A 390-nucleotide genomic window follows, 5' to 3' on the forward strand; every position below is an offset into this window, starting at 1 on the left:
CGGGCGCGTCCTCGATGCGGCGCCTGACGGACACCGCGCCGGCCCATGACATCTGTCATGCGAACCCATGAGGCCGCTCACTGCGGAGCCGGTGCACGGAACGCAAAGATCGAGTCATGACCGCCGTCACCGAGCAGCATGTGATCGAGATGGCCCGTGACCGCACTCGAACTCGCCGCGGGCGCCCTCGCGCCGGCCGCCGACCTACCGACAGGGAGCAGCCGATGATCCGCGTCCTGCTGGCCGACGACGAACCCCTCATCCGCGGCGCGTTCGCCGCACTGCTCTCCCTGGAGGCGGACCTGGAGATCGTGGCCGAGGCGGCCACCGGCCCCGACGCGATCGAGATGGCACTGCACCACAGGCCGGACGTCGCGGTACTCGACCTCC

The 390-nt window shown here is 70.5% G+C and carries 1 protein-coding gene; it reads left to right on the top strand.

The window, feature by feature from the left end:
- Positions 1-224 precede the first annotated feature (224 nt).
- On the top strand, positions 225-390 hold a 166-nt coding region (locus G3I78_RS50515), incomplete at its 3' end, for a response regulator (protein ID WP_164437398.1).

This window comes from Streptomyces sp. SID13726 (genome assembly GCF_010548375.1).
GTDB lineage: Bacteria > Actinomycetota > Actinomycetes > Streptomycetales > Streptomycetaceae > Streptomyces.